Raw genomic sequence first — 23,756 nt, 5'->3', positions numbered from 1 at the left:
CCCCTGTCCATGACCTCAGTGGATGGCTTCGCCATGCTGGGTATAGTCCAGCCCCTCGACCTCTTCGTCCCTGGCGACGCGCAGGCCGGTGGTGAACTTGCAGATCATCAAGACCAGGAAGGTGCCCGCCGCGCTCCAGGCGATTGCGCCGGCCAGGCCGACGGCCTGTTTCCAGACGGTCGCCCCCTCCGCCAGGGCGTTGACGCTGGTGGTGGCGAAGACGCCGGTCAAAAGGGCGCCGACGATGCCGCCGATCCCGTGCACGCCGAAGGCGTCCAGACTGTCGTCATATTTCAGGGCGTGCTTCAGCCAGACCGCTCCGGCGTAGCAGGCCGGGCCGGCGATCAGGCCGATGAAGAAGGCGCCCTTGGGATCGACAAAGCCGGCGGCGGGCGTGATGGCGACCAGACCCCCCACGATGCCGGACAGCAGGCCCAGCAGGGTCGGGCGCTTGCGGTCAAACCATTCGATCGCCATCCAGCCCAGGGCGGCGGCGGCGGCGGCCAGGATGGTGTTGAAGGCGGCGGTGGCGGCCAGGGCGTCGGCCGCCCCGGCCGACCCGGCGTTGAAGCCGATCCAGCCGACCAGCAGCAGGCCGGTGCCGATGGCGCTATAGACCAGATTGGCCGGGGCCATGTTGTCGCGGCCGAAGCCGTGGCGCGGCCCCAGCACCAGGGCGCAGACCAGGCCGGCGACGCCCGCATTGACGTGGACCACCGCCCCGCCCGCGAAGTCCAGCACCCCCAGTCCGCCCAGATAGCCGCCGCCCCAGACCTGATGGCAGATCGGCGCATAGACGATCAGGTGCCACAGGGCGAAGAACAGCAGGCTGGCCGAAAACTTCATCCGTTCGGCGAAGGCGCCGGCGATCAGGGCCGGGGTTATGATGGCGAAGGTCATCTGGAAGCTGACGAACAACAGTTCGGGCAGGCCCGGCAGCAGGCTGTGCGCGGTCTGCATCGTCACCCCGTTCAGGAAGGCCGCCTGGACCCCGCCGATCAGGCCGTTGACCGCATCGGGGCCGGCGCCGAACGACAGGGAATAGCCGACCAGGAACCACAGCACCGAGACGAGGGCGAAGGCCGCCGCCGACTGGGCGATGACGCTGATGATGTTCTTCTTCCTGACCATGCCGCCGTAGAACAGGGCCAGGCCCGGCAGGGTCATCAGCAGAACCAGGGCGGTGGATGTCAGAATCCAGGCCGTCGCCGCATTGTCGATGACCAGCGGCGCCTGGTGGGCCAGCAGGGCAGGCGCCGCCAGGGCCGGTGAGGCGAGCGACGCCGCCCCGATGGCGGTGAAGGCGGAAAGGGCGGCGGTTCGGGTCATTTCAGGCGTCTCGGGGAGGAGAGGAAGGAACGGCGCAACCAGGCTTCAGGCCGAAGTCTTAAGCCGTTCCTCCGCCCTGACAATGTCCGTGAGCGGTACGATGCGAACGAAACGGTCAAGCGTGTTGTCCCAGTCGCTCAACAGGCGCCGCGCCAAGGGCGAGGCCGTCGCGGCCAGGTGCGCCTCGACCAGTTCGCGCAGTCGTTCGGCCGCGGCCGCGTCGATGTCGGTCACGCCCGCCAGATCGCCGTTCAGGGCGCGCTCGGCGTGGCCCGGCTGGTCCAGCACGAACAGCTCGCCGCCGCTCATGCCCGCCGCCAGGTTCCAGCCGACCGAGCCCAGGACGACCACCCGGCCGCCGGTCATATATTCGCAGCCGTGGGCGCCCAGGCCCTCGACCACGGCTTCCGCGCCCGAGTTGCGCACCGCGAACCGCTCGCCCGCCGCGCCGGCGACGAACAGCTGGCCCGAGGTGGCGCCGTACAGGGTGGTGTTGCCGCAGATCAGCTGATCCTCGCGCCATTCGGGCGTGCGGATCGAAATCTCGGCGCCCGACAGGCCCTTGCCGACATAGTCGTTGGCCTCGCCCGTCAGGTGCAGTTCCAGACCCTTGGCGGCGAAGGCGCCGAAGCTCTGGCCGGCGATGCCTTCCAGACGCAGCTTCAGCCGTCCGGCCGGACCCTGGGACCCGAAACGCCGCACGATGGCCGAGGAGACGGCGGCGCCGACCGTCCGCTGGGTGTTGTTCAGCGGATAGGACAGTTCCAGCGTCTGGCCCCGATCCAGGAACCGCACCGCATCCTTCAGCACCCGCGCGTCCAGACTGTCGGCGATGGGCTTGCGCCCCTTGTCGGCCCACTTGCCGGCGGCGCCCTCGTCGACCTGGACCAGCAGGGGGTTCAGATCGAGGTCGTCCAAGTGTGACCCGCCGCGCCGGACCTGACGCAGCAGGTCGGTGCGGCCGATGATTTCGTCCATCGTCCGGGCGCCGATCGAGGCCAGGATTTCGCGCGTCTCCTCGGCGATGAAGGTGAACAGGTTGACCACCTTGTCCGGCGTGCCGGTGAACTTTTCGCGCAACCGCTCGTCCTGAGAGCAGACGCCGACAGGGCACGTGTTGGAATGGCACTGGCGCACCATCAGACAGCCCATGGCGATCAGGGCGGCGGTGCCGACGCCGTATTCCTCGGCGCCCAGCATGGCGGCGATGACGACGTCGCGGCCGGTGCGCACCCCGCCGTCGGTGCGCAGGGTCACCGAGCCGCGCAGATTGTTCAGCGTCAGCACCTGGTGGGCCTCGGCCAGGCCGATCTCCCACGGCAGGCCGGCGTGTTTGATCGAGGTCTGGGGCGAGGCGCCGGTGCCGCCGTTGTGGCCGGCGATCAGGATGGCGTCGGCATTGGCCTTGGCCACCCCCGAGGCGATGGCCCCGATGCCCGAGGCGGACACCAGTTTCACCGTCACCTTGGCGTCGGGGTTGATGGCCTTCAGGTCGTAGATGAGCTGAGCCAGATCCTCTATCGAATAGATGTCGTGGTGCGGCGGCGGGCTGATCAGGGTGGTGCCGGGCACGGCGTGGCGCATGCGGGCGATGAATTCGGTCACCTTGAAGCCGGGCAGCTGACCGCCCTCGCCGGGCTTGGCGCCCTGGGCCACCTTGATCTCGATCTCGCGGCACTGGTTCAGATATTCGGCCGTGACGCCGAACCGGCCCGAGGCCACCTGTTTCACCGCCGAGTTGGCGTCGTCGCCGTTGGGGCGCGGATGATAGCGTTCGGGATCCTCGCCGCCCTCGCCCGAGACGGAGCGGGCGCCGATGCGGTTCATGGCGATGTTCAGCGTCTCGTGCGCCTCGGGACCCAGGGCGCCCAGTGACATGGCCTGGGTCAGGAAGCGGCGGCGGATGTCCGACACGCTCTCGACCTGATCGATGGGAATCGGCGTCCCTTCGCGGAAGTCCAGCAGGTCGCGCAGCGACAGGTCCGGCTGGTTTCGGACGGCTTCCGAGAACTGCTTGAACCGGCGGTAGTCGCCCCGGTTGCAGGCGTCCTGCAGCAGATGGATGGTCTTGGCCTCGTGGGCGTGGGCCTCGCCGCCCGCACGAATCTTGAAGAAGCCGCCGATGGCGGGGGAGGGCTGGGCCTCGCCCCAGGCGACCTTGTGCCGCTTCAGCGCCGCCTGCTCCAGCCCCGCCAGACCGATGCCGGAGATGCGCGAAGGCGCGCCGGGGAAGAACTCGGCCGTCAGGGCCCGCGACAGGCCCAGCACCTCGAACTCGCAGCCGCCGCGATAGGCGGAGATGACGCTGATCCCCTTGCGGGCCAGGGTCTTCAACAGGCCCGCCTCGATGCCCGACTTGTAGTTCAGGCAGGCGTCGCGCAGGGTCAGGCCGGGGTACAGGCCCCGGTCCAGACGCTCCTGGAACAGGTCCTGGGCCAGCCAGGCGTTGACGGTGGTGGCGCCCACCCCGACCAGAACCGCGAATCCATGCGGGTCCAGGGTCTCGGCGGTGCGGACCACGATCGAGCAATAGGTCCGCAGGCCCGCCGCAGTCAGCCGCCCGTGAACCCCGGCGGTGGCCAGGATCATCGGGGCGGCCAGCCGCGTCGCCGAGCTTTGTTGGTCGGTCAGCACGATCAGGGCCGCGCCGTCGCGAGCGGCGGCCTCGGCCTCGTCCATGATCCGGTCCAGGGCCGCGCGTAGGCCCGCGCCGGGCCGCGCGTCATCGGCGGGGACGTCATAGCTGCAGTCGATGACCACGGTTGAACCCGCGCCGACAGTCGCGACCATCCGCTCGTACATGCCGTTGGTCAGAACCGGGCTGTCCAGGACGAAGACGTCCGTCTGCGCCTCTTCTTGAGCCAGGATGTTGCCCAGGTTCTTGAACCGGGTCTTCAGGCTCATGGCCCCGGCTTCGCGCAGGGGGTCGATGGGCGGGTTGGTGACCTGACTGAAGTTCTGGCGGAAATAGTGGCTCAGCGGGCGCGGCAGGGCCGACAGCACCGCCGGCGGGGCGTCGTCGCCCATGGAGCCGACCGCCTCCTTGCCGTCGCGGACCAGGGCGTCCAGCAGCAGGTCCAGATCCTCGCGGCTGTAGCCGGCGGCGATCTGGCGGCGGGTCAGGTCCTCGCCGGAGGCCGAACGCGGTTCCGGTCCGGGGCCGATGATCGGCTCCAGATCCACCATATTGTCCAGCCACTCCGTATAGGGGTGGGCTGCGGCCAGGGCGTCGATGGCCTCATGCTCGTCGTAGAGACGGCCGTGCTTCATATCGACGGCGATCAGCTTGCCGGGGCCGATGTGCAGGCGACGCTTCACCCGGCTTTCGGGGATAGGAACCAGGCCCGCTTCGGAGCCGGCCATCAAGAGGCCGTCCACGGTTTCGACCGCCCGCAGGGGGCGCAGGCCATTGCGGTCCTTGCCCGCCACCACCCAGCGGCCGTCGGCGGCGCAGATGGCGGCCGGACCGTCCCACGGCTCCATCACGGCGTTGCAATAGGCGTAGAAGGCCCGGTGTTCGGGCGGCATGACGACGTCGTCCTTGGCCCAGGCCTCGGGGATCAGCAGGGCCTTGGCCATCGGTGCGGGGCGACCGGCGTGGACCAGCACCTCCATCACATTGTCCAGGGCGGCCGAGTCCGACCCGCCCGGCTGGACCACCGGCTTCACCTCGCGGTCGCGATCCCCGAAGGCCTGGGCGGCCATGCGGATCTCGTGCGACTTCATCCAGTTCAGATTGCCCTTCAGCGTGTTGATCTCGCCGTTGTGGGCCAGCATGCGGAAGGGCTGGGCCAGCTTCCATTCCGGGAAGGTGTTGGTCGAATAGCGCTGGTGGAAGACGGCGTAGGCCGAAACGAAGCGCGGGTCTTCCAGATCGGGATACAGGTCGCCCAGCAGTTCGGCCCGCACCATCCCCTTGTAGGCGATGGAGCGCGCGGACAGGGTGCAGATATAGACGCCGGCCAGGTTCTCGGTCTTGACCGTCTTTTCGATGCGGCGGCGGCACAGATACAGTTCGCGTTCCAGCGCCTCGCCGTCCAGCGGCTGTCCGGCGTCGTCCAGCGGCGGGGCCAGCATGATCTGTTCGATCTCGGGCCGGGTGGCCCCGGCCTTGGTCCCGACCACCGACAGGTCGATGGGCGTCTGGCGCCAGCCGTAGATCCAGAAGCCGGCGCGCAGGGCCTCGGTCTCGACGATGGCGCGGGCGCGGTCCTGGGCCCCCAGGTCCGTGCGCGGCAGGAAGACCTGGCCCACGCAGATCGGACCGGGCCGCACGGACTGACCGATCGAGGCCACCTGGTCGGCGAAGAAGCCTTGTGGCAGTTCGCACATGACGCCGGCGCCGTCGCCAGACAGGCCGTCGGGATCGACGGCGCCGCGGTGGGCCACGGCCTTCAGGCTGCGGATCGCATATTCGACCACGTCGCGGCGCGGCGTGCCGTCGATGGAGCAGACCAGGCCCACGCCGCAGGCGTCGCGCTCGGCGCTGCGGTCATAGGCGTTTTCGGCTTCCAGCCGGTCGCGGGTCTGTTCGTACTTGTTCAGCCAATCGGTCATGCCGCGACCTCCTCGGTGCGGGTCTTCAGGTAACGATCGATCTCGGCGGCGGCGTCCTGGCCTTCCCGCACAGCCCAGACGACCAGCGAGGCCCCGCGCACCGCGTCGCCGGCGGCGAAGACGCCGGGCAGGCTGGTGGCGAAGCTGACGGCGCCGACCTTGATGGTGCCGTCGTCGCGGAGTGTCAGGTTCGGCTCATGCGCGGCGAAGGGCTCGGGCGAAAAGCCCAGGGCCTCGATGACGATGTCGGCCGGAATATCGAAGTCGGCGCCGGGCACGGGCACGATGTCGCGCCGCTCGCCGGGGGCCGCCTCGGTCAGTTGCATCCGCGCGGCGCGGACGCCCGTGACGCGATCGCCCTGGGACAGCAGGGCCTTGGGCGCGCCCAGCCATTCGAAGACGACGCCTTCCTCCTCGGCGTTGACCACCTCGCGGGCCGAGCCGGGCATGTTCTCGCGGTCTCGGCGATACAGGCAGGTCACGCTGGCCGCGCCCTGGCGGACGGCGGTGCGGACGCAGTCCATCGCCGTGTCGCCGCCGCCGATCACGACCACCCGCTTGCCGCGCGCCTCGTGCCAGCCGTCCTGTTCGGCGTCGCCCAGGTCGCGCCGGTTCTGGTGCGTCAGATAGGAGAGGGCCGCCACGGTGGAGTCCGGGCCCCGCCCCGGCGCGGACAGGACGCGGGGCTGGTAGACGCCCATGGCCAGGAGGACCACGTCATGGCGGTCGCGCAACTCGGTCAGGGTCACGTCCTTGCCGACCTCGCAGCCCAGGACGAACTGAACGCCGCCGTCGATCAGACGGTCCACGCGCCGCTGGACCACGTGTTTCTCCAGCTTGAAGCCGGGAATGCCGTAGATCAGCAGGCCGCCGGCCCGGTCATGACGGTCATAGACGGTGACCTGATAGCCTTCGCTGCGCAGCCGGTCGGCGGCGGCCAGACCGGCCGGTCCCGCCCCGACGATGCCGACGCTCTCGCCGCGCTCGGCCGCAGGCCGGATCGGTTCGACCCAGCCGTTGGCGAAGGCCTGATCCCCCAGCCAGGCCTCGACCGAGCCGATGGTCACGGCGTCCCAGCCGGACTGGTTCAGGGTGCAGCCGCCTTCGCACAACCGGTCCTGCGGGCAGATGCGGCCGCAGATTTCGGGCATGGTCGAGGTCAGAGACGCCACGCGCCAGGCTTCGCGCGGCTCGTTCTCGGCCGACAGGCGCAGCCAGTCGGGGATGTTGTTCTGAAGCGGGCAGGCGTTTTGGCAGAACGGCACGCCGCAGTCGGTGCAGCGCGACGCCTGTTTCTCCGCCGTCTCGGTCGAGGGCGGAATCGTGATCTCACCGAAACCGCGTGTGCGCAGTTCGGCGGAGGCCTTGGACAGGCGGCGGGGTTCGACCACGAAAGTCCCGCCTTGCTTCAGGGTCTTATGCATCCCTCGCATATGCAGCAAAGCGGCGGTGTGAGGCAAATATTATTGCCGCTACGGGCTATTGCTCGAGAAAATCGCAACAAATGATCAGATATGCGCGCAATGTGGCGATAAATGTGTGCGCCCGCCGCTCCACTTGGAACGGCTTTAGGGTCTGTAGGCGCCAAATTCGGAACCTGGGCGGCGTCCGTTCGTTGAGCTCGTCTCAACCGCAATCGAAAACGGGGGCTCCATGCCGAGATGGACCACGCCGACTGGGCTGGGAGGATGGCTGACGCTGCTCCTCGGCCTCCTGATCGCCCTGATCGGAGCGATCCTCGCCTTCGGCGGGGCGCAGCTCGCGGCCCTGGGCGGCTCCTGGTATTATCTGATCGTCGGCCTGCTGCTGATCGCCTCGGGCGTGCTTCTGGTCTTGCGCGACGTGCGGGGCGCCTGGATCTACGGCGGCGCCTTCCTGTTCACCCTGGTCTGGGCGCTTTGGGAAAAGGGGCTGGACGGATGGGCCCTGGTCCCGCGTCTGGTCGGCCCGCTGGTTCTGATGTTCCTGGTTCTGGCCACCCTGCCCGTTCTGATGGGGCGGGGCGGCAAACGGCTGGCGGGCGGCGGCGCCTTGGGACTGGCGGTCCTGACGGTGGTGTTCGGCTTCGCCGTGGCCCAGGCCAACCGCGGTCAGATCGCCAGCCCGGCGCCGGGCGCACGCGGCGCCTATAATGATCCTGCCCTGCTCAAGACGGGAGCGGATTGGCCGGCCTGGGGCGGCACGGACAGCGCCCAGCGCTACTCGCCTCTGACGCAGATCAACAAGGACAATGTCGGTCGACTGGAGCGGGCCTGGACCTTCCGCACCGGAGACCTGCCGGAAGAACGGTGGGGCGCGGAGACCACGCCTCTGAAGATCGGCGACACCGTCTATCTATGCTCGGCCCGCAACAAACTGTTCGCCCTGGACGCGGCGACGGGGCGTCGGAAATGGGCCTATGATCCTCAGGTCGCCGACGAGAACATCCCCTATACGGCCGCCTGCCGAGGCGTGACCTATCACGCGCGGGCCGGCGCCGACGCGGCCGAGCCGTGCGCGACCAAGATCGTCGAGGGCACCCTGGACGGCCGCATCATCGCAGTCGATGCGCGCACCGGACGCCCCTGTCCCGCCTTTGGCCAGAACGGCGCCGTCGACATCAAGCGCGGCATGGGCGACCCCTATCCGGGCATGGTGTCCATCACCTCGCCCCCCGTCATCGTGCGCGGGGTGATCGTCACGGGGCATCAGGTGCTGGACGGCCAGAAGCGCTGGAACGCCTCGGGCGTGATCCAGGGCTTCGATGTGGAGACGGGTGAACTGCGCTTCGCCTGGGACATGATGCGCCCCGACCGCAACGGCCTGCCGCCGGAAGGAGAGACCTATACGCCGGGCACGCCGAATATGTGGACCACGGCGACCGGCGACGAGGCTCTGGGCCTGGTCTATCTGCCCATGGGCAATTCGTCCGCCGACTACTGGTCCAGCTCGCGGCGACCGGCCGAGAATGAATACTCCACCGCCCTGGTCGCGCTGGACGTGACGACCGGCAAGCCCCGCTGGCATTTCCAGACGGTGCATAAGGACGTCTGGGACTTCGACCTGGGCTCCCAGGCGACCTTAATCGACTTCCCGACGGGGGGCGGCGTGGTTCCGGCCCTGTTGCTGCCCACCAAACAGGGCGACATGTATGTGTTCAACCGCGCCACCGGCCAGTTGCTGCATGGGGTCGAGGAACGTCCGGTCCCGACCACGGGCGGAACCGAACAGGGCCAACGGTCGCCGACCCAGCCCTTTTCGCTGTTCGCAACCCTGCGCAAGCCCAATCTGGAGGAGCGGGACATGTGGGGCATGTCGCCCATCGACCAGATGTTCTGCCGCATCAACTTCAGGAAGGCGGACTATCAGGGCTACTACACCCCGCCTTCGACCAACCACTACATCAACTATCCCGGCTATAACGGCGGCTCGGACTGGGGCGGCGTGGCGGTCGATCCTGTGCGCGGCGTGATCATCGCCAACTACAACGACATGCCCAACTACAACCGGCTGGTGCCGCGCGAAGAGGCCAATGAGAGGGGCTGGTTCCCGCGTGACGACCCTCGCTACATCGCCCAGCAGCAGCAGGCGAGCGTGCGCGGCGGCAGCCTGTCCAAGGGGGAAGGCGCCGGCGATCCGCAGATCGGCGTCCCCTACGCCATCGACGTCAACGCCGGCTGGCGCGTGAAGTGGACGGGCCTGCTGTGCAAGGAGCCTCCGTACGGCGGCATCACCGCCATCGACATGCGGTCCGGCAAGACCCTGTGGGACCGGCCGTTCGGCACGGCGCGCAAGAACGGGCCGTGGGGCATCCCCTCGCACCTGCCGCTGGAGATCGGCACGCCGAACAACGGCGGTTCGGTGGTGACGGCCGGCGGCCTGATCTTCATCGCCGCGGCGACCGACGACCTGATCCGCGCCATCGACATCGAGACGGGCGAGACCGTCTGGTCCGACGTCTTGCCGGCCGGCGGACAGGCCAACCCCATGATCTATGAGCAGGACGGCCGGCAGTATCTGGTCATCACGGCGGGCGGCCATCACTTCATGGAGACGCCCCGCGGCGACTATGTGATCGCCTATGCTCTGCCGACCTGAGACAGGACGACCCTCTCCCTTCCGGATCGGAGGGGAGAGGTTCATCGCGTCGGCGTTCAGAGCTTGGCGCGCACCGACTGCATCGCTCGCGCCAGCCGGTCCGGATCGATCCGCCCCAGCTTCTTAGCCACGGCTGCATCTATGGTGGCGATCTTGACCGGACGAATTAACGAGGGCGCCGGCAGACCGGCAGCGGCATAGTCCTCGTCCAGCGGCACATCCTCCGCCCATCTGCGGTTCTCGGCGCTGGTGATCATCACTACCCATAACAGCCGGTCCGACTCGCCAAGCGGACCGTTGGACACGACCATAGCAGGGCGGTGCTGGCGTGTGTTCCGATCGGTGTAGGGGAAAGGGACGCGGACGACGTCTCCGCGCTCAAAGTCCGGCATAGGCCTTGCGGTCCGCCTCGGTGTCCCATTCGTCGAAGGCGCTGAACGGATCGTCCGCAGGCGCGCGCCACGCCTTGCGCAGAATGGCTCGGTCGCCGACCAGATCATACTGGATCTCGTCGCCGTCCTGCAGATTCAACGCCGTGCGGACGGCCTGCGGGATGGTGGTCTGGGCCTTGGATGTGAGGCGGCTTTTGATCATGGCGAGACGGTAAGGAATTTCCTTACTGTTCGCAACCCGTCTGCGCTCAGGGTCGGGTCTGGCCCCGTCCGCGCACGACGTATTTGTAGGTGGTCAGCTGTTCCGCCCCCACCGGACCACGGGCGTGCAGGCGGGCGGTGGAGATGCCGATCTCGCCGCCGAAGCCGAACTCGCCGCCGTCGGCGAACTGGGTCGAGGCGTTGATCAGGACGATGGCGCTGTCCACACGGGCGGCGAACCGTTCGGCCGCCTCGGCGTCGGTAGTGACGATCGCCTCGGTGTGGCCTGAGCCGTAGCGGGCGATGTGCGCCGTCGCCGCGTCCAGGTCCTCCACCACCCGCACCGAAAGGATCGGCGCGAGATACTCTGTGGTCCAGTCCGCCTCTTCGGCGGGCGCCATTTCCGGGACCAGGGTCCGCGCCTCGGCGTCGCCGCGCAGTTCGCAGCCTGCCGCGATCAGGTCCGTCGCCACCGGCGGCAGCAGGCGCTCGGCCGCCGCGCGGTCCACCAGCAGGGTCTCGGTTGCGCCGCAAATGGAGACGCGCCGCATCTTGGCGTTCAGCACGACGGCCCGCGCCATGTCCAGGTCTGCGGCTTCGTGCAGATAGGTGTGGTTCAGCCCCTCCAGATGGCTGAGCACCGCCGTCTTCGCCTCGGCCTGGACGCGGGCCACCAGACTCTTGCCGCCGCGCGGAATGATGACGTCGATCGCCCCGTCCAGCCCGCCCAGCATCAGGCCGACGGCTTCGCGGTCGGGCGTATCGACCAGTTGCACCGCATCCGCCGGCAGGCCGGCCTCCGCCAGGGATTCCGCGATCAGGCCGGCGATGGCGAGGGAGGACTGGAGGCAATCCGATCCGCAGCGCAGGATGGCGGCGTTGCCCGAGCGGATGCACAGGGCGGCGGCGTCGGCGGTGACGTTGGGGCGGCTCTCATAGATCACGCCCAGCACGCCGATCGGGGTGCGGACCCGCGCGATGTCCAGGCCGTTGGCGGGGGTCCAGCGCTCGGTCTCGACGCCCAGGGGATCGGGCACGGCGGCGATGGTCTTGACCGCCTGGGCCATGCCGGCGACGCGGGCGGGGGTCAGCAGCAATCGGTCGATTTGGGCCTCGGCCATGCCGTTCGCACGGGCTGCGGCCACGTCTCGGGCGTTGGCGGCCAGAATGTCCGCCTCGGCGGCGGTCAATCGTCGGGCCAGGCTGTCCAGCGCGCGGGTGCGGGCGCCGGCCGGGGCGTCGCGCAGACCCGCCGCAGCGGCGCGGGCGCATCGGCCCCGCTCCAGCATCTGTTCGTTCAGCGTCAGAGTCTCGGTCATCGGTCGTCCAGCACCAGGTCGTCGCGGTGGATCAGGACCGAGGCGCCGCGATAGCCCAGAACGGACTCGATCTCATCGCTGCGGCGGCCCCGGATGCGGGCGGCCTCTTCGGCGGCGTAGGCGGCTAGGCCCACCCCGACAGGCTGGTTCTCGGCGTCGGTCAGGCGCACGCAGTCGCCCTTTTCGAAATCGCCGGTCACGGCCGTGACCCCGGCGGGCAACAGGCTCTTGCCGGCCTTCAGCGCGGCGACGGCGCCGTCGTCCAGCGTCAGGGCGCCGGCCGGGGACAGGCTGCCGGCGATCCACTGCTTATAGGCGGCCATCGGGGTGTCCGGCGCCGTGATCAGGGTGGCGCGCGCCCCGGTGCGAACCGCGCTCAGAGGCGACAGGGTCTGGCCCGAGGCGATGACGGTGGCGCAGCCGGCCGAGCGGGCGATCTGTGCCGCCGCCAGCTTGGTCGCCATGCCGCCCGTGCCGACCCCGGCCTGGGCGTTGGCGCCGCCGCCCATGGCCAGGACGTCGGGGCCGAGGCTCTCGATCAGAGGCAGGTGGACGGCGTTCGGGTCTCGCCGTGGATCGGCGGTGTAGAGGCCGTCGACGTCGGACAGCAAAATCAGCAGATCAGCCCGCGCCAGCTGGGCCGTGCGCGCCGCCAGCCGATCGTTGTCGCCATAGCGGATCTCTTCGGTGGCGACGGTGTCGTTCTCATTGACGATGGGCACCACTCCGTGGGCCAGCAGGGCCTCGACCGTGGCGCGGCCGTTCAGCCAGCGCCGACGCCGTTCGGTGTCGTCTCGGGTCAAGAGGACCTGCCCGGCCACCAGGCCGTGAGGGGCCAGGGCTTCGGACCAGGCGGCCATCAGCAGGGACTGGCCCACCGAGGCCGCCGCCTGCTTGTCCTCCAGCCGCGCGCCCAGGTTCGGCAGGCGGCCGCGCCCCAGTGCGATCGAACCGGACGAGACGACGATCACCTCGCGCCCCTCGGTCCTCAGCCGCGCCAGATCCTCGGCCATGGCGGCCAGCCACTCGCGCGTCGGCCGCCGCGTCTCGGCGTCGATCAACAGAGACGATCCGATCTTGACCACGACCCGGCGGGCGGCCCCCAGGGCGGAGGCGGCGTCCGGACGCGGCGCGGGGGAGGCGGCCTGGGACATGAAGGTTTCTCTAAACGGCCGATCGCCGCTTGTCTCTTGTCGTCTGTGCCGTCACAGCAGGGCGATGATGGAATCCCTGTCCCCTATCGCCGCAGGCGCCCTGGGCAGTCTGGCGGCCGGTCTGATGACGGCGGTCGGCGCGGCGCCGATGCTGGTGGTCAAAAGGCCCGGTCAGCAGACCCAGAGCGTGCTCCTAGGCTTCGCCGCCGGGGTGATGCTGGCGGCCTCCTTCTTCTCGCTGATCATGCCGGGGGTGGAGGTGCTGCAAACGGGCGGGGCGTCGCGCGGCTGGGCGGCGGGAACCATGGCGGCGGCGGTGCTGATCGGGGCCACGGTCATCGGCCTGATGAACCGGTTCGCGCCGGTGGACATGCTGGCGATCGGACCGGCCCAGTCGAAACATCTGGCGCGCCGCATCTGGCTGTTCATCATCGCCATCACCCTGCACAACTTCCCTGAGGGCGCGGCCGTGGGCGTCAGCTTCGGCGGCGGCGACCTGCACCAGGGGCTGGCGACGACGCTCGGTATCGGCATTCAGAACATGCCCGAAGGCCTGGCCGTGTCGGCGGCCATGGCCTCCTTGGGGTATGGCCGGATCGCCGCCTTTGCGGGCGCCCTGGCCTCGGGTCTGGTCGAGCCGGTCGGCGGGCTGATCGGCGCGAGCGTGGTCGGCGCCTTGCCCGGCGCCCTGCCCTGGGGCCTGGGTCTGGCGGCCGGAGCCATGATCTACGTCGTCACCGCAGAGATCATTCCCGAGACGCGTGAGCGATCGACCGGCGACGGCTCCATGATCGGGCTGATGGTCGGTCTGGTGGGGATGATGTTCCTGGACATCGCCCTGGGCTGAGCTTGGCCTTTAGGCTGCTCTCGAGTTGAAGGACTTCGGGCGCCTGTTACATCATTTACATGCGGCGCGGGTCTGGACGGGGGCGGTCGCCAGAGGTTAGGCCACCAGTTCGCCGATCCATCTGCCCCGAAGGAGCGCCCCATTAAGACGCGACCTGAAAAGCCTTCGGCTTCCCGTCGAAACTTCTTGTCTGGCCTCGGGCTTCTCGCCCTGTTGGGCGCCGGAGTGTATTCCATGCCTGCTTCCGCCGAAACCGCCCGCGCCGTTCAGCGTCACCGCCAGCGGATCGAGGATCTGATTTCGGCCATGACGGTTGAGGAGAAGGCGGGCCAGCTCAATCTGCTCGCCGATCCGTTCCGCTGGATGCCGACGGCGGTGAACCCGCTGGACGGCACGGGCGACCCGGCGCGCGTCACCGCCATGATCCGCGAGGGCAAGGTCGGCAGCCTGTTCAACGGCATCGGCGCCGAGGCCGGCCGCCGCATTCAGCAGGTCGCGATGGAAGAGAGCCGGCTGAAGATCCCGCTGCTGTTCGCGGCGGACGTGATCCACGGCCTGTCCACCATCTTCCCCGTACCCCTGGCCGAGGCGGCGGCCTTCGACACCCAGCTGGCCTATCGCACCGCCCGCGCCGCCGCGGTCGAGACGGCCGCCTCGGCCGTGCACCAGACCTACGCCCCCATGGTGGACGTGGCCCGCGACCAGCGCTGGGGCCGCAACGTCGAGGGCGCGGGCGAGGACGTGCTGCTGAACAATCTGCTGGCCGCCGCCCGGGTGCGCGGCTTCCAGGGCGACAAGGGGCTGGACGACCGCGACGCCGTCCTGGCCACCGCCAAACACATGGCCGCCTATTCGGCCGCCGTCGGCGGGGTCGAGTACAACACCACCGACATGAGCGAACAGACCCTGCGCGGGGTCTTCCTGCCGCCGTTCAAGGCGGCGGTGGACGCGGGTTGCCTGTCGATCATGAGCGCCTTCAACGACCTGAACGGGGTGCCGGCCTCGGGCAGCCGCAAATTGCTGACCGACATTCTGCGCGGCGAATGGGGCTTTGAGGGCTTCGTCGTCTCGGACTACACCTCCGAACAGGAGCTGATCGCCCACGGCTTCGCCGAGGACGGCCGCGACGCGGCGCGCCTGGCCTTCAACGCCGGGGTCGATGTGTCGATGGTCTCAGGCCTTTATCTGGAACACCTGCCCAGCCTGGTCGCCTCGGGCGAGGTGTCGATGGCTCGGCTTGACGAGGCGGTGCGCCGTCTGCTGCACACCAAGGCGGCGCTGGGCCTGTTCGACGATCCCTATCGCGGCACGGACGTGGCGCGTGAGAAGGCCGTGGTCGGCTCGCGCGATCATATCGCCCTGTCGCGCGAAGCGGGCCGCAAGTCCGTGGTCCTGCTGAAGAACGACAACGGCCTTCTGCCCCTGAACAAGAGCCAGAAGATCGCCCTGATCGGCCCGTTCGCCGACGACGTGGACAATGTCTGGGGGCCGTGGACCATCTGGGGCGCGCCTGAGCGTCGCGTCTCGCTGGAGGCCGGCTTCCGCGCCGCCATGAGCGATCCGCAAGCCCTGACCGTCGCGCGCGGCTCGGGCGTCGAGAGCGCGCTGGACGGCGGCATCGACGAGGCTGTCCGTGCGGCCGCCAACGCTGATGTCATCGTGCTGGCCATCGGCGAAAGCCAGAAGATGTCGGGCGAGGCACAGTCCCGCACTGAGATCGTCGTGCCGGCGCCGCAGATGGCTCTGGTGGACGCCATGGCCGCTCTGAACAAGCCCATGGTCATCCTGCTGCGCAACGGCCGGGCCCTGGCGCTGGAGGGCAATGTCAAGAACGCCCAAGCCGTCGTCGTGACCTGGTTCCTGGGCGAGCAGATGGGCCACGCCGTCGCCGACGTGATCTTCGGCGAGCATGGCCCCTCGGCCCGCCTGCCGATCAGCTTCCCGCACAAGTCGGGCCAGCAGCCCTATTCCTACGACCACAAGAACACGGGACGTCCGGCCAACCCGGACCTGCCGGTCGAGGAATACAAGGCCCGCTATCGCGAGACGACCAATACGGCCCTCTATCCGTTCGGTTTCGGCCTGACCTATGGCGAGGTGGTCTATGGGCCGGTTGAGATGGCGAGCGATCAACTGCCGTGGAACGGGACGCTGGACGTCGCCGTCACCGTGACCAACCAGGGCGCCCACCCGGCCGAGGAACTGGTGCAGCTCTATATCCACGACCGGGTCGCCAGCCTGACCCAACCGGGCCGTCTGCTGAAGGATTTCAAACGGGTCAGCCTGCGTCCCGGTCAGAGCCAGACGGTGCGTTTCACCCTGAACCCGCGTCAGCTGGGCTTCATCGGCGAGGACGGCGCCTACCGGATCGAACCCGGCCTGTTCGACCTGTGGCTGGCCCCGCACGCCCAGGGCGGTTCGGCGGCTCAGTTCCGTCTGATCGGCCCGGCCTGATCCTGCGGACGTTGACGGAGCGGACGGCAGGGCTTAACGAGCCCGCCGTTTGTCTTCGGCCTCCTTTCGGGCTGGATTCGTGTTTAGGAGCGCGCCCATGACGACCAAGATTCTTCCGGGCGCCACAGGCGTTCTCGCGCTTGCAGACGGCACGATCCTTCAGGGAATCGGAGTCGGGGCGGTCGGATCGGCCCTGGGCGAGGTGGTCTTCAACACCGCCATGACCGGCTATCAGGAAATCCTGACCGACCCGTCCTACATGAGCCAGATCTTGGCCTTCACCTTCCCGCACGTCGGCAATGTGGGGACCAATGTCGAAGACATCGAACAGATGGGCGGCGGGTCCGACACCTCGGCGCGGGGCGCCATCTTCCGCGACGTTCCGACCGATCCGGCCAACTATCGCTCGGACGCCAGTTTCGACGACTGGATGAAGCGGCGCGGCGTCGTGGGTCTGGCCGGGGTGGACACCCGCGCCCTGACCAAGATCATCCGCGACAAGGGCGCGCCCCATGCCGTCATCGCCCATGATCCGGACGGAAACTTCGACCTGGAAGCCTTGGTCGACCAGGCCAAGGCCTGGACCGGGCTGGTGGGTCTGGACCTGGCCAAGCCCGCCTCGACGCTGCAGGCCTTCGAATGGAACGAGGGTCTGTGGCAATGGCCTGAGGGTCATCCCAAGACCGAAGGCCGCAAGGAGGTGGTGGTCATCGACTATGGCGTGAAGCGCAACATCCTGCGCGCCCTGGCCTCGACCGGCGCCAAGATCACCGTGGTCCCGGCCACGACCACGGCGGAAGAGGTTCTGGCGCGCAATCCCGACGGCGTGGTCCTGTCGAACGGCCCGGGCGATCCGGCCGCGACCGGTGAATACGCCGTGCCGGAGATCCAGAAGCTGGTCGCCAGCGGCAAGCCCCTGATGGGCATCTGCCTGGGCCACCAGATGCTGGCCTTGGCCCTGGGCGCCAAGACGGTGAAGATGGATCAGGGCCACCACGGCGCCAACCATCCGGTCAAGGATCTGACCACCGGCAAGGTCGAAATCGTCTCGATGAACCACGGCTTCACGGTCGATCGCGACAGCCTGCCCGACGCCGTGACCGAAACCCACGTCAGCCTGTTCGACGGCACCAACTGCGGCATCGCCGTCAAGGACAAGCCGATCTTCAGCGTCCAGCACCACCCCGAGGCCTCGCCCGGACCCACGGACAGCCTGTATCTGTTCGACCGGTTCGCCGATCTGATGGCCGCGCGCTGAGCCGATGAACCAGGCAGCGGCCCGGTCGGACTATCTGGACTGGCTGGCCCAGGCGCTGGAGGCGGAGCGCGGGATGACCCCCTTGCCTGACGGCGATGTGGTGGTCGGCTACGCCACCGGCTATGATGCGGCCGATGTCGCGCCCTTCGTGCGGTCCTTGCGGGCGGTGTTCGACGGTTCTGTCGCCCTGGTGGTGGATACGGACGCCGAGTTGCGCGAGTTCCTGGCCCAGAATGACGTGACCGCCGTGGACGCGCCGACCTGGCGCGGCTGGGCGCCCCATCCGGTGATGCAGAGGTTCGTCGCCTTCGCCGGCCTGCTGGGCGATCGGTCGGGCGCGGCCCTGGCCTGCGACGTGCGTGACGTCGTCTTCCAGGCCCCGCCGCTCGCGCCCCATCCGCACGGGCTGGAAGTCTTCATCGAGGCTGACGCCCCCCTGGGCGCTCATGCCTTCAACATGAAATATCTGCGCGCCCTGTTCGGCGAGGCGACGGCGACGGCCCTGGCCGATCGTTCCTGCCTGTGCGTGGGCACCCTCGTGGGGCCGCGGGTCGAGGTGTCGCGCCTGTCGCGGCTGATCCTGTCGCTGGCCGCCATTCCGCGTTCCGAGATCGGCGGGGCCTTCGGCGCGGATCAGGCGGCCTTCAACATGGCGATCCATCAGGGTCTGGCGGCGGCGACGGTCCAGCCCAACTATGGCCGTGTGGCGACCCTGGGCCTGACGCCGGGCGACCTTCTGTCGGTGCAAGGCGGCCGGGTCGTCAACCCGGACGGCACGGCCAGCGCCGTCGTGCACCAGCATGACCGCCATCCCCATCTGGACGCGGCGATGCATCAGCGGTGGGGCGGCGGGTTCGAGCACCGCAAACGCGTCCGCCCCAAGTCCGCCCGCCAAAAGCTGGACAAGCTGGCGGCCTCGCTGAGACGTCGGACGCCGGAGCTCCGCTGATCCGGCCAGGCGACCCGTCAACTGATCAGGGCAGGGGGGCGAAACTCTTGTCCTCGCGCAGGGCGCTGGCCTTTCGCACGGCCATCGGCGCGGCGTGCAGCCAGTAGTCGGCGTCTTCCAGCCGATGCTCGCGTCGGCGCTCCAGGCCGCGCATCCGCCTGAGGGCGGCGTTTTCCAGAAGGCGCGCATGCAGGGCGCGCGGCGACAATTCGAGGATGGCGGGAGAGCCGGGGACGGCGACGGCGTCGGGGCCTTTGGGCTCCACCGCCGGACGGGCGATGGCGATATACATCAGAATCTCGGTTCAGAAGGACAGGCGCTTCTGCGCCGCGCTAACGGGGAATTAACCACAACACCTGTGGATAGTTCCTGAGTGCGTCCGAAAAAAGTCCGTGATTCGAATGAGTTGGTGTCTCGATCCGAACAAAATACTTACTGAAATCTTAATCTGGAGGCGGAGCGCTTTCTCAATACGCCTCGTCATGCAGCCGATGAACGGCGCCGGTGGCAGTCCCTAGGGGAGTCGAACCCCTCTTTTCAGGTTGAAAACCTGACGTCCTAACCGATAGACGAAGGGACCGCGGCCGGGGCGGCGCATTTGCCCCGGATTGGTCCCTTCTGCAAGCGAAAAATCACGCCGCCTCGGCCGCTTCGGCCGGCGAGAGGGCGTCCAGCGCCGGGAACAGGTCGGCGATCAGATCCTCGACATGTTCCAGCCCGACCGACAGCCGCACCAGGCCGTCGCCGATGCCGGCGGTGGCGCGCTGTTCCGGCGTCATGGCGGCGTGGGTCATGGTGGCGGGATGGGCGATCAGGCTTTCGACCCCGCCCAGGGATTCGGCCAGGGTGAAGACGTCCAGGCTTTCGACCAGGGTCCGCACCGCCTCGGTCCCGCCCGCCAGTTCGAAGCTGAGCATGGCGCCCGGCCCCGCTTGCTGGGCCGCGACCAGGGCGTGGTTCGGGTGGGACTTCAGGCCCGGATAGTGGACGGCCTTGACCGCCGGGTGGGCGGCCAGCTTTTCAGCGATCGCGCCGGCCGTGGCCTGCTGCCGCTCGATCCGGGCGAACAGGGTGCGCACGCCGCGCAGGGTCAGATAGGCGTCGAAGGGCGAGCCGGTCACGCCGGTGCAGTTGGCCCACCAGGCCAGGGTCTGGTGATCCTCGGCGTCGGCCGACACGACCGCGCCGCCGACCACGTCGGAATGGCCGTTGATGAACTTGGTCGTGGAATGGACCACGAAGTCGGCGCCCAGCTTGATCGGGTTCTGAAGGGCCGGCGACAGGAAGGTGTTGTCGCAGACGACCTTGGCGCCCGCCGCATGGGCGCGGGTGCAGATGTCGGCGACATCGACCAGACGAAGCAGCGGGTTGGACGGGGTCTCGACCAAGACCAGCTTGGGCTTCAGCGCCAGGGCGGCCTCCAGGGCTTCCGGATCGCCCTGATCGACCAGCAGCAGCTCGAAATGGCCTTTGCGGGCGCGGGCGTTCAGCAGGCGGCAGGTGCCGCCGTAACAGTCGTGCGGGGCGATCAGCAGGTCGCCGGGCTCCAGCAGGGCCAGGGGCAAATCGACGGCCGCCATGCCGGTGGCGGTGATGACGCAGCCGGCGCCGCCCTCCAGCTCGGCCAGGGTCTCCGCCAGGACGTCGCGGGTCGGATTGCCCGATCGGCTGTAGTCGTACTTCCGCTTCTGGTCGAAACCGGCGAAGGAATAGTTGGACGACAGATAGAGCGGCGGCATGACCGCGCCGTGGGCCGTGTCCGTATCCACGCCCGTGCGGGCGGCGATGGTGTGCGGGCTGGCGGGGCGGGTCGTCATGCTTGGATATCCTTGAAGGCGGCGCGGAGGACTTCGCCGACGAAGGCGTCCTCCTTCAGAAAGGCGTCGTGGCCGTAGAGGGAGGGCGCCTCGACGAAGCGCCACAGGGTCGGCAGGCGCGCGGCCAGTTCGCGCATGTCGTCGATCGGCACCAGCCGGTCGGAGGTGAAGCCGATCAGGGTGATGGGGGTGGTTATGGCCTCGGGCGTCACACTGTGGCGATCCAGCGAATCCGACATCGACAGCCAGCGGGCCGGGGTGGTGTGGGTGCGATAGGCCTGGCCCCGCGCCGTCAGATAGTCGCAGACGGGATAGGCGCCGCCGACGGCGGCCGGGGCGGTGGTGTCGAACCGGTCGTTGAACTCTTCCGCCGTGCGATAGGTGGTCATGGCCAGTTCGCGGGCCAGGGCGACGCCTTCTTCCGGGCGGCCGGCGTCGACGGCGAACTGGAGGATGCGGCGCTGGATGCCGCGCCAGGCCGTGGCCTGGGGATGGGCGCGGTGGGCGGCCGAGACGACGATCAACTGTTCGGCCCAGTCGGGATAGAGTTCGGCGAAGGCCAGGGCGACCATGCCCCCGTAGGAACAGCCGACGAAGGCGGCGACCCGTTCGATCCGCAGATGGTTCAGAACCAGGGCCAGCAGGCGGGCCTGGTCGTGGGTGGTGATGGTGACGGGCGCATCCTGGAACTCCTGGCCGGGCGCGAAGTCGACGGCCAGGACCTGAAGCCGCGACAGGTCGATGGGGCCGCGCACGGAGACGGCGCCGGACCACCAGCCCAGGCCGTTGGTCTCGGTGCGGTGGACGAACCGGCCGGCCGAGATGCCGCCGGCTACCACGACGACGGGCGCCCCGGCGCGGCCGTGCAGGCGGCCGATGACGTGGGGCTGTTTGAGCCTTTCGCCCGAGGCGAGGCGGAAGTCGGCGGGAAGGGGAACGATCACGTCGCGGGCGCCGCCGCGTTCGCGCACAGGCTTGGCCGTCGGCTGGGGCCGACAGTCGGGTTCTTCGAGCAGGGATGTTTCAGCCAGGGTCATCTATCGTCGTCCGCATCGTTCTCGCTCAGCAAGGCTCGATGCGGTGACAGATCGTGGAGCGTCGCCTCGTCGATGCTCCACTCATCTCTCGCGACCCCGAAGGACCCCGCAGGAGTTGGCACCGTTTCGGGCGGAACCCGATGGTTGCCCCGGCGTCAAAGGGCCTAATCCCTCAGCCGGTCTTGATGAGTGATCTTACGTTGATCAAACAAGCGGAGCCGGTCAAGCGAAAAATTCAACCCAAGTTGATAGTTCCCGCGGCCTTGGCTGGTCTGAAACGACCTCCAAAGTCGTCGTTGCGAAAAAATCATCCAATGCGGCTTGACAGCGAGGGTGTGGTCCGATCACCCTAGGCTCAGATTTCAACCGGATCAGATCTGTGCGCCAGCACCTGCTCATCGCCGAAGTTTCGACCGTCGCCGACCTCGCCGCGACGGCCTTCGGCATGGCCATTGGCGGCTCGATTATTGGCGGCACCACTGGCACCACCACCACCACCATGCCCTCACGGGCGGGACGAGTTTAGCGCGCCGAACACCGGCAACCGCAGAACCCGAACCCCGCCCGGTCCGCCAGGCGGGGTTTTTCATTTCACCCCACCCCTTCCGAACATCGCCCGAGAAACCCAATGTCAGCCTCCCTCGCCGTCGTAGAGAAATCCGAGAACCTCGAACCGAGTAAACAGCCCGCCGCCGAGGTGGTGGTGCTGAAGTTCGGGTCGTCAATCCTGCGCAGCCCGGCGGAGGCGCCGCTGGTGGCCTCGGCCGTCTACGGCCATGTGCGGGCGGGACGGAAGGTGGTGGCGGTGGTCTCGGCCTTCGGCGGGGCGACCGACCAGATGCTGGGCGAGGCGCGGGCCCTGGGCCTGGCCCATTCCAACGAACTGCTGCCCGGCTATGTGGCCCTGGGCGAGGAGAAGTCGGCGGCCCTGGTGGCCATCGCCTGCGACCGGATCGGCCTGGACGCCTGCGCCCTGTCGGTGCGGGAACTGGGCATCGTCGCCGAAGGCGAGCCGGAGCATTCGCGCCCCTGCGGCCTGCGGCCCGACCATCTGAAACAGGCGCTGGACCGGCACGAGGTGGTGGTGGTCCCCGGCTTCGGCGCGGTGCGGCCGGACGGGCGGATCGCCCTGTTGGGCCGGGGCGGATCGGACCTGACGGCGGTCTTCCTGGCGGCGGAACTGGGCCTGAAGACGGTGCGGCTGGTGAAGGACGTCGACGGCCTGTACGACCACGATCCGAACGACCGGACGGCCCCGGCCCTGCGCTATCGCCGGGCGTCCTGGGACGTGGCGCGCAAGCTGGGCGGCGCCCTGGTTCAGCACGACGCGATCGACCTGGGCGAGAGCCGGGGCGTGGAGATCGAGGTCGCGGCCCTGGACCGGGCCGACGGCACGGTGATCGGCAAGCGGTCGGCGCCCCCCGGACCGGCGCCGGCCCTGCCGCCGCTGAAGGTGGCGGTCGCCGGCTGCGGCGTGGTGGGCGGCGGGGTCCTGGCGCGGTTGCTGAACGATCCGCGCTATGACGTGGTGGGGGTGCTGGTGCGCAACCCGAAGAAGGTCCGCGACGTGGCCTGTCCGCAGTCGCTGTTCACCGCCGATCCGGCGGTCCTCTGGGCCAAGAAGCCGGACATCGTGCTGGAGGCCCTGTCGGAAGGCGAGGCGGGCCATGCGGTGATCCGCGCCGCCCTGGAGGCCGGCTGCGACGTGGCCAGCGCCAACAAACAGGCGGTCAGCCGCGATCCCGGCGGCCTTCAGGATCTGGCCAAGGCCAAGGGGCGACGGATCTTCTGGTCGGCCTCGGTCGGCGGCGGCTCGCCGATGATCGAGACGGTGCGGGCGGCCCGCGCCGCCGGCGAGGTGGTCGGGTTCGAGGCGGTGCTGAACGGCACGGTCAACTTCATGCTGGAGCGGCTGGGCGACGGGGCGGCCTTCGCCGAGGCCCTGGCGGACGCCCGTGCGGCGGGCTTTGCCGAGGAGGATCCGTCGGCGGACCTGGAGGGGCTGGACGCCGCCGCCAAGGTTCGGCTGCTGTGCCACGAGGCCTTCGGCCGCTCGCCCGACGGCGAGGTGCCGCGCGACTGCCTGACGGAGGCGACGTCGGCCGAGGGCGGGGTGCGCCAGATCGGCGCCGCCCATCTGAAGGACGGGGTCATCACCCCGTGGGTCAAGCTGACGGCCGAGCACGGCGACCCCTTGTTCTCCAGCCTGCGCGGCGAGGGCAATGCGCTGAAGGTTTACGGCGCCGACGGTCGGGTGTGGCGCTGCCGGGGCCGGGGCGCCGGCCGCTGGGCCACGACCGAGAGCATCATGGCCGACCTGGCCGAGATCGTGCGCGCCCGCCGCGCCGAGGCGGGCCTGAACTAG

17 protein-coding genes, 1 tRNA gene and 1 riboswitch are annotated in these 23,756 nt (G+C 69.0%); of the genes, 7 read left to right on the top strand and 11 right to left on the bottom strand.

Features of this window, described 5'->3' with window-relative positions:
- Positions 1-15: 15 nt before the first annotated feature.
- The 3 genes from JL11_RS16605 to JL11_RS16595 are packed head-to-tail and all read right to left on the bottom strand — an operon-like array spanning position 16 to position 7,310.
- Positions 16-1,329, bottom strand: a complete 1,314-nt coding sequence (locus tag JL11_RS16605; protein ID WP_054766638.1) for an ammonium transporter — start codon at positions 1,327-1,329, stop codon at positions 16-18.
- 45 nt (positions 1,330-1,374) lie between these two features.
- On the bottom strand, positions 1,375-5,886 hold the full coding sequence (gltB, locus tag JL11_RS16600; protein ID WP_054766637.1) for a glutamate synthase large subunit: 4,512 nt from the start codon (positions 5,884-5,886) through the stop codon (positions 1,375-1,377).
- The gene (locus JL11_RS16595; protein WP_054766636.1) at positions 5,883-7,310 is read right to left on the bottom strand and encodes an NAD(P)-dependent oxidoreductase; all 1,428 of its coding nucleotides are present in this window, start codon (positions 7,308-7,310) and stop codon (positions 5,883-5,885) included. Before JL11_RS16595 ends, gltB begins: the two co-directional genes overlap by 4 nt.
- Positions 7,311-7,539: 229 nt before the next feature.
- Between JL11_RS16595 and JL11_RS16590 the strand changes: the two genes are divergently transcribed.
- Entirely contained in the window at positions 7,540-9,963 is a 2,424-nt protein-coding gene (locus JL11_RS16590; protein WP_054766635.1) for a membrane-bound PQQ-dependent dehydrogenase, glucose/quinate/shikimate family, read from the top strand.
- 56 nt (positions 9,964-10,019) lie between these two features.
- On the opposite strand, the gene JL11_RS16585 is transcribed toward JL11_RS16590, so the two are convergent.
- The 4 genes from JL11_RS16585 to proB are packed head-to-tail and all read right to left on the bottom strand — an operon-like array spanning position 10,020 to position 13,029.
- Positions 10,020-10,355: a type II toxin-antitoxin system PemK/MazF family toxin gene (locus JL11_RS16585; protein WP_054766634.1), complete on the bottom strand. Its 336-nt coding sequence runs from the start codon at positions 10,353-10,355 to the stop codon at positions 10,020-10,022.
- The gene (locus JL11_RS16580; RefSeq protein ID WP_054766633.1) at positions 10,342-10,557 is read right to left on the bottom strand and encodes an AbrB/MazE/SpoVT family DNA-binding domain-containing protein; all 216 of its coding nucleotides are present in this window, start codon (positions 10,555-10,557) and stop codon (positions 10,342-10,344) included. Before JL11_RS16580 ends, JL11_RS16585 begins: the two co-directional genes overlap by 14 nt.
- A 46-nt stretch (positions 10,558-10,603) precedes the next feature.
- Complete coding sequence (locus JL11_RS16575) at positions 10,604-11,875, bottom strand: glutamate-5-semialdehyde dehydrogenase (protein ID WP_054766632.1); 1,272 nt, start codon at positions 11,873-11,875, stop codon at positions 10,604-10,606.
- Positions 11,872-13,029 (bottom strand): glutamate 5-kinase, encoded by a 1,158-nt coding sequence (gene proB, locus JL11_RS16570; RefSeq protein ID WP_054766631.1) that lies wholly within the window; start codon positions 13,027-13,029, stop codon positions 11,872-11,874. Before proB ends, JL11_RS16575 begins: the two co-directional genes overlap by 4 nt.
- A 67-nt stretch (positions 13,030-13,096) precedes the next feature.
- On the opposite strand from proB, the gene JL11_RS16565 reads away from it, so the two are divergent.
- The 4 genes from JL11_RS16565 to JL11_RS16550 all read left to right on the top strand — a co-directional run bounded on the left by JL11_RS16565 (position 13,097) and on the right by JL11_RS16550 (position 18,537).
- Positions 13,097-13,876 (top strand): ZIP family metal transporter, encoded by a 780-nt coding sequence (locus JL11_RS16565; RefSeq protein ID WP_054767046.1) that lies wholly within the window; start codon positions 13,097-13,099, stop codon positions 13,874-13,876.
- A 234-nt stretch (positions 13,877-14,110) separates the two neighbouring features.
- Positions 14,111-16,330 carry a glycoside hydrolase family 3 N-terminal domain-containing protein gene (locus tag JL11_RS16560; protein WP_054766630.1) on the top strand — a complete coding sequence of 740 codons (2,220 nt, stop codon included), beginning with the start codon at positions 14,111-14,113 and terminating at the stop codon, positions 16,328-16,330.
- A 97-nt stretch (positions 16,331-16,427) separates the two neighbouring features.
- The gene (gene carA, locus JL11_RS16555) at positions 16,428-17,588 is read left to right on the top strand and encodes a glutamine-hydrolyzing carbamoyl-phosphate synthase small subunit (protein WP_054766629.1); all 1,161 of its coding nucleotides are present in this window, start codon (positions 16,428-16,430) and stop codon (positions 17,586-17,588) included.
- Between the two features lie 4 nt (positions 17,589-17,592).
- Complete coding sequence (locus tag JL11_RS16550) at positions 17,593-18,537, top strand: hypothetical protein (RefSeq protein WP_054766628.1); 945 nt, start codon at positions 17,593-17,595, stop codon at positions 18,535-18,537.
- 25 nt (positions 18,538-18,562) lie between these two features.
- Here JL11_RS16550 and JL11_RS16545 read toward each other — a convergent pair whose 3' ends face one another.
- The 4 genes from JL11_RS16545 to metX all read right to left on the bottom strand — a co-directional run bounded on the left by JL11_RS16545 (position 18,563) and on the right by metX (position 21,391).
- Positions 18,563-18,829, bottom strand: a complete 267-nt coding sequence (locus JL11_RS16545) for a hypothetical protein (RefSeq protein WP_054766627.1) — start codon at positions 18,827-18,829, stop codon at positions 18,563-18,565.
- A gap of 213 nt (positions 18,830-19,042) precedes the next feature.
- Positions 19,043-19,117 (bottom strand) — tRNA-Glu (locus JL11_RS16540).
- A gap of 52 nt (positions 19,118-19,169) precedes the next feature.
- Positions 19,170-20,354: a cystathionine gamma-synthase gene (metB, locus tag JL11_RS16535; protein WP_054766626.1), complete on the bottom strand. Its 1,185-nt coding sequence runs from the start codon at positions 20,352-20,354 to the stop codon at positions 19,170-19,172.
- Entirely contained in the window at positions 20,351-21,391 is a 1,041-nt protein-coding gene (metX, locus tag JL11_RS16530; RefSeq protein ID WP_054766625.1) for a homoserine O-succinyltransferase MetX, read from the bottom strand. The genes metB and metX overlap by 4 nt, the downstream gene beginning before the upstream one ends.
- Before the next feature lie 78 nt (positions 21,392-21,469).
- Positions 21,470-21,583: riboswitch (SAM riboswitch) on the bottom strand.
- 187 nt (positions 21,584-21,770) lie between these two features.
- Here metX and JL11_RS17790 point away from each other — a divergent pair.
- Together JL11_RS17790 and JL11_RS16525 are read left to right on the top strand one after the other, a co-directional pair.
- The gene (locus tag JL11_RS17790) at positions 21,771-21,917 is read left to right on the top strand and encodes a hypothetical protein (RefSeq protein ID WP_197273324.1); all 147 of its coding nucleotides are present in this window, start codon (positions 21,771-21,773) and stop codon (positions 21,915-21,917) included.
- Positions 21,918-22,019: 102 nt separating this feature from the next.
- Positions 22,020-23,756 carry an amino acid kinase family protein gene (locus tag JL11_RS16525; protein ID WP_054766624.1) on the top strand — a complete coding sequence of 579 codons (1,737 nt, stop codon included), beginning with the start codon at positions 22,020-22,022 and terminating at the stop codon, positions 23,754-23,756.

This window comes from Brevundimonas sp. DS20, assembly GCF_001310255.1.
Classification (GTDB): Bacteria; Pseudomonadota; Alphaproteobacteria; order Caulobacterales; family Caulobacteraceae; genus Brevundimonas; species Brevundimonas aurantiaca.
The sequence above is the reverse complement of the archived record's forward strand: the minus strand, read 5'-3'. Positions and strand labels throughout refer to the sequence as shown.

Bases quoted from the DNA above. Each gene is read 5' to 3' on its own strand.
- JL11_RS16550 (WP_054766628.1), top strand. From the start codon at position 17,593: ATGAACCAGGCAGCGGCCCGGTCGGACTATCTGGACTGGCTGGCCCAG.
- carA (WP_054766629.1), top strand. From the start codon at position 16,428: ATGACGACCAAGATTCTTCCGGGCGCCACAGGCGTTCTCGCGCTTGCA.
- JL11_RS16575 (WP_054766632.1), bottom strand. From the start codon at position 11,875: ATGACCGAGACTCTGACGCTGAACGAACAGATGCTGGAGCGGGGCCGA.
- gltB (WP_054766637.1), bottom strand. From the start codon at position 5,886: ATGACCGATTGGCTGAACAAGTACGAACAGACCCGCGACCGGCTGGAA.
- JL11_RS16580 (WP_054766633.1), bottom strand. From the start codon at position 10,557: ATGATCAAAAGCCGCCTCACATCCAAGGCCCAGACCACCATCCCGCAG.
- metX (WP_054766625.1), bottom strand. From the start codon at position 21,391: ATGACCCTGGCTGAAACATCCCTGCTCGAAGAACCCGACTGTCGGCCC.
- JL11_RS16605 (WP_054766638.1), bottom strand. From the start codon at position 1,329: ATGACCCGAACCGCCGCCCTTTCCGCCTTCACCGCCATCGGGGCGGCG.
- JL11_RS16525 (WP_054766624.1), top strand. From the start codon at position 22,020: ATGTCAGCCTCCCTCGCCGTCGTAGAGAAATCCGAGAACCTCGAACCG.
- proB (WP_054766631.1), bottom strand. From the start codon at position 13,029: ATGTCCCAGGCCGCCTCCCCCGCGCCGCGTCCGGACGCCGCCTCCGCC.
- JL11_RS16545 (WP_054766627.1), bottom strand. From the start codon at position 18,829: ATGTATATCGCCATCGCCCGTCCGGCGGTGGAGCCCAAAGGCCCCGAC.
- metB (WP_054766626.1), bottom strand. From the start codon at position 20,354: ATGACGACCCGCCCCGCCAGCCCGCACACCATCGCCGCCCGCACGGGC.
- JL11_RS16565 (WP_054767046.1), top strand. From the start codon at position 13,097: ATGGAATCCCTGTCCCCTATCGCCGCAGGCGCCCTGGGCAGTCTGGCG.
- JL11_RS16590 (WP_054766635.1), top strand. From the start codon at position 7,540: ATGCCGAGATGGACCACGCCGACTGGGCTGGGAGGATGGCTGACGCTG.
- JL11_RS16560 (WP_054766630.1), top strand. From the start codon at position 14,111: ATGCCTGCTTCCGCCGAAACCGCCCGCGCCGTTCAGCGTCACCGCCAG.
- JL11_RS16595 (WP_054766636.1), bottom strand. From the start codon at position 7,310: ATGCATAAGACCCTGAAGCAAGGCGGGACTTTCGTGGTCGAACCCCGC.
- JL11_RS16585 (WP_054766634.1), bottom strand. From the start codon at position 10,355: ATGCCGGACTTTGAGCGCGGAGACGTCGTCCGCGTCCCTTTCCCCTAC.